This window comes from Sphingomonas sp. FUKUSWIS1, from assembly GCF_000733135.1.
Taxonomy (GTDB): domain Bacteria; phylum Pseudomonadota; class Alphaproteobacteria; order Sphingomonadales; family Sphingomonadaceae; genus Sphingomonas; species Sphingomonas aerolata.
Genome location: NZ_JPJC01000229.1, coordinates 4594 through 8437, shown reverse-complemented (window position 1 = coordinate 8437; position 3844 = coordinate 4594). Strand labels below are relative to the sequence as shown.

The following is a 3844-nucleotide window of genomic DNA, read 5'->3' as shown; positions in this document are numbered from 1 at the left end:
GGCTCGCGGCAGTCGGTTGACCCCGGTGCCCGCCATCACCCGCCGGACCCGCGTGATCGAAGGGGCGGACGCGCGGACCCTGCCCGTCGCCGATCTGATCGCGGAGGGCCGTCCGACGATCCTGCGAGGGCTCGCCCGCGACGTCCCGCTCGTCGCTGCGGCGCGTCAGGGTCCCGCGGCCGCGGTCGGCTGGCTCAAGCAGTTCGATGGCGGCCAGCCGGTGACGGCCTATATCGGCGACCCCGCCATCGGCGGCCGCTTCGGATACACGGCCGACTGCACCGCGCTCAACTTCACTCGCGAGCGCGGGTCGTTGTCCGCCTATCTCGACCAGCTTCTCGCCAGCATCGACGATCCTGCCGCACCCAGCATCTATATCGGCTCGACCGACATCGATCAGTATCTCCCCGGCCTCCGGGACCAGGCAGTGCTCCCCTTCGGCGATCCCGAACTCGTCGCGCATCCACCGCTGGTCAGCATCTGGATCGGCAACCGGACGACCGCGTCGGCGCATCACGACATGTCGAACAACATTGCGGTCACGTTGGTCGGGCGGCGGCGCTTCACGCTCTTCCCGCCCGATCAGGTCGCCAACCTCTATCCGGGGCCGCTCGAACCGACGCCCGCGGGCCAAGTCGTTTCGATGGTCGATTTCGACGCCCCCGACTTCACCCGCCATCCCGGCTTTGCCGATGCGCTGGCGGTGGCCGAAGTCGCGGAGATGGAGCCCGGCGACGCGCTCATCTACCCGGCCTTGTGGTGGCATCAGGTCGAGGCGCTCGATCCGTTCAACGCGATGATCAACTATTGGTGGAACCCGACGCCGCGCTTCATGGACACGCCGCAGAACACGTTGCTGCACGGCCTGCTCAGCCTGCGCGACCGGCCCGAGCATGAGAAGCGCGGGTGGCAGGCGTTGTTCGACTATTATGTCTTTGGCGATGCGGCACGCGCCGGCGCGCATCTGCCGGCAGACGCGCGCGGCGCACTCGCACCGCTGGATGCGATGGCCGCGCGAAGGCTGCGCGCCACGCTGTTGCAACGGCTCAATCGATGAAGGGATATGCGATGGATACCCCGCCAAAGACCCGCGTGATCATCGCCGGCGGCGGCACCGCCGGCTGGCTCGCCGCGGCGCTGCTGACGCGACAACTCGGCGCGCTGGTCGACGTCACGCTGATCGAATCGGACGAAATCGGCACCGTCGGCGTCGGCGAAGCGACCATCCCCACGGTCCAGGCCTTTCACGCACTGCTCGGCCTCGACGAGCGCGCGTTCATGGCCGCCACCGGCGCGACGTTCAAACTCGGCATCGCGTTCGAGGGCTGGGCACGCCCCGACGATCGCTATGTCCATTCGTTCGGCGATGTCGGGCGGTCCACCTGGATGGGCGACTTCCAGCATTTCTGGCTCGAAGCGCGCGCCAACGGTCTGGCCGGCGACTTTGGCGACTATTGCCTCGAACTCCAGGCCGCAGAGGCGCGCCGCTTCACCATCGGTCAGCAGGGTCCGCAGCTCAACTATGCCTATCATTTCGACGCGGGCCGCTATGCCCGCTTCCTGCGCGAGCGCTGCGAGACCGCGGGGCTGACCCGGATCGAGGGACGGATCGCCGGGATCGATCGCTCGGCCGAGACCGGCCATATCGATGCGGTCATCCTCGCCGACGGCTCGCGTGTCGCAGGCGATCTGTTTCTCGACTGCAGCGGGTTTCGCGGCCTGCTGATCGGTGATGCGCTGGGTGTCGGCTATGAAGACTGGAGCCACTGGCTTCCCGCCAACCGTGCGCTCGCAGTGCAGACGACGTCGGTCGAGCCCGCCCGGCCCTACACCCGCGCGATCGCGCACGATGCCGGCTGGCAGTGGCGGATCCCACTGCAGCACCGCGTCGGCAACGGCATCGTCTATTCGAGCGAGTACCTCTCCGATGATGCGGCCCAGGACCGACTGCTGGCGTCCGTCCAGGGCCAACCGCTGACCGACCCGCGCCTGCTGCGCTTCACGACCGGTCGTCGCCTGCGCGCGTGGGAGGGCAATTGCATCGCGCTGAGCCTCGCCGGCGGGTTCGTCGAACCGCTCGAATCGACCAGCATCCACCTCGTCATGACCGCGCTGACGCGGCTGCTCCGCGCCTTCCCCTTCGACGGGATCAGCCCTGCGGTCGTCGCGCAGTTCAACGCGCAGACCCGGCGCGAGATCGAAGGCGTGCGCGATTTCGTCATCCTCCACTATCATTTGAATCAGCGCAGCGAACCGTTCTGGAAGGCCTGTGCCGCAATGCCGATCCCCGACACGCTGGCGGAGCGCATCGCGCTGTTCACCGATGCCGCGCAGGCTTATCAGTCGCCGGACGACCTGTTCCGCGTCAGCTCCTGGACACAGGTCATGCTGGGCCAGCGGCTCGAGCCGCGCGACTGGCATCGCCTCGCGCGGATGATGCCGCCCGAGCGGCTCGGATCGTCACTCGCGGACCTGAAGGCGGGGATCGCGCAACAGGTGGAGCGGCTGCCCGCGCATCAGGTGTTCATCGATCGCTATTGTGCCCAGGCCGCGACCGAGGTTGCGGCATGAGCGTCGGCAAACCCCGACCCGACGCATCGCCTCAGGTCAGAGATTGGCCTGTTCGTCGGTCGGCAGCTCCGCGTCCGGGCCATAATAAAGCACGGCGCATTCGGCCTTCAGGCACCCGCCCTCGATGACGATGTCGTCGCGATAGGCGTCGTGAATGAAGGCGAGCGTGTCGACGTGCTTCGCCTCGAAATACATCGGATGCACGTCGTCCCGGCCAGCGCCGTAGACGACGCGCCCGACTTTCGACCAGATCGACGCCATCGTGCACATCCCGCAGGGTTGCAGCGTCGAGTAGAGCGTCGCCCCGCGCAATTCGAGCTCGCCCGTATCCTCGCAGGCGCGTCGGATCGCCATCATCTCCGCGTGCGCGGTCGCGTCGGGAAGCTCGTGCGTCTGGTTGCGTTCGCCCGCGATGATCTTGCCGTCGAGCACGATCACGCAGCCCAGCGGTGAGGTCGACGGATCCGATCCCTTCGACCGGGCGATCGCGATCGCCTCGCGCATCCAGCGTTCATCATCCTGCATCATGGCGTCACCTCCCGGAATCACCGTGTAACGCGCGGAAGCAGGTCTTGTTCGCCCGGTTCGGCAGAGCGAGCCCTAAATCGGCGGTCGGCCTTTGCCGCCGGGTCAAATTCTTCGAAACGGCTGGGCGAAATCCGGCGATGCGCGTTGTCATCACGCGTTGCAGGACGGCCGAAAGCCCGTCGTGCAGGACCTTTCGCATCCCGAGGAGCCATTGATGCCGACCACTCTCAAAGCCAAGTTCGACACGCGCCGCGAAGCCGAGATGACGGTGGAACGTCTCGTCCAGGAAATGCAGGTCGAGCGGACCGACATCTTCATCACGACCGACGGCGCGGACAACAGCGCTGGCGACGAACGCGCGGGCGCCGACACCGCAGGCGATAATCCCACGCCCGCGTCGCGCGCCGACGCCGCGCTCGAGGGCAAGATCATCGTCTCGGTCGATATCGCCGACGCCGGGCGCGCCAGCGACATCAAGGCCGCATTCGCCGAGTTCGACGCCTCCGAGGTGGCCGAGCGCTAAACGCCGTGAGGGCGGGGCGGACGACACGGTGACCGCCCCGCCCCTGCGACCGTCTTTACTCCCTCCCCGACACCATGGAATTCGACATGACCGACACTACCGCCATCATGGCCCGCCAGCGCGAGATCGCGTCCGAACATCTGCTGTTCAAACTGATGGAATATGTCGAGGCGCAGCACCCTGGGCTGCTCGACTTCATGGAAGCCAGCCTCGACCATCTCG

Annotated in this window: 4 protein-coding genes; 3 read left to right on the top strand and 1 reads right to left on the bottom strand. The window is 67.1% G+C overall.

Annotated features, from left to right (window positions below):
• Positions 1-25: 25 nt before the first annotated feature.
• Positions 26-1057 carry a cupin-like domain-containing protein gene (locus sphsw_RS13700; RefSeq protein ID WP_031441093.1) on the top strand — a complete coding sequence of 344 codons (1032 nt, stop codon included), beginning with the start codon at positions 26-28 and terminating at the stop codon, positions 1055-1057.
• Positions 1058-1068: 11 nt separating this feature from the next.
• Complete coding sequence (locus sphsw_RS13695; RefSeq protein WP_031441092.1) at positions 1069-2571, top strand: tryptophan halogenase family protein; 1503 nt, start codon at positions 1069-1071, stop codon at positions 2569-2571.
• Positions 2572-2607: 36 nt separating this feature from the next.
• Here sphsw_RS13695 and sphsw_RS13690 read toward each other — a convergent pair whose 3' ends face one another.
• Positions 2608-3099 carry a nucleoside deaminase gene (locus sphsw_RS13690; protein ID WP_031441091.1) on the bottom strand — a complete coding sequence of 164 codons (492 nt, stop codon included), beginning with the start codon at positions 3097-3099 and terminating at the stop codon, positions 2608-2610.
• A 214-nt stretch (positions 3100-3313) separates the two neighbouring features.
• On the opposite strand from sphsw_RS13690, the gene sphsw_RS13685 reads away from it, so the two are divergent.
• Positions 3314-3622, top strand: coding sequence for a hypothetical protein (locus tag sphsw_RS13685; protein WP_031441090.1), 309 nt, complete (start codon positions 3314-3316; stop codon positions 3620-3622).
• Positions 3623-3844 lie beyond the last annotated feature (222 nt).

Bases quoted from the DNA above. Each gene is read 5' to 3' on its own strand.
- sphsw_RS13685 (WP_031441090.1), top strand. From the start codon at position 3,314: ATGCCGACCACTCTCAAAGCCAAGTTCGACACGCGCCGCGAAGCCGAG.
- sphsw_RS13695 (WP_031441092.1), top strand. From the start codon at position 1,069: ATGGATACCCCGCCAAAGACCCGCGTGATCATCGCCGGCGGCGGCACC.
- sphsw_RS13690 (WP_031441091.1), bottom strand. From the start codon at position 3,099: ATGATGCAGGATGATGAACGCTGGATGCGCGAGGCGATCGCGATCGCC.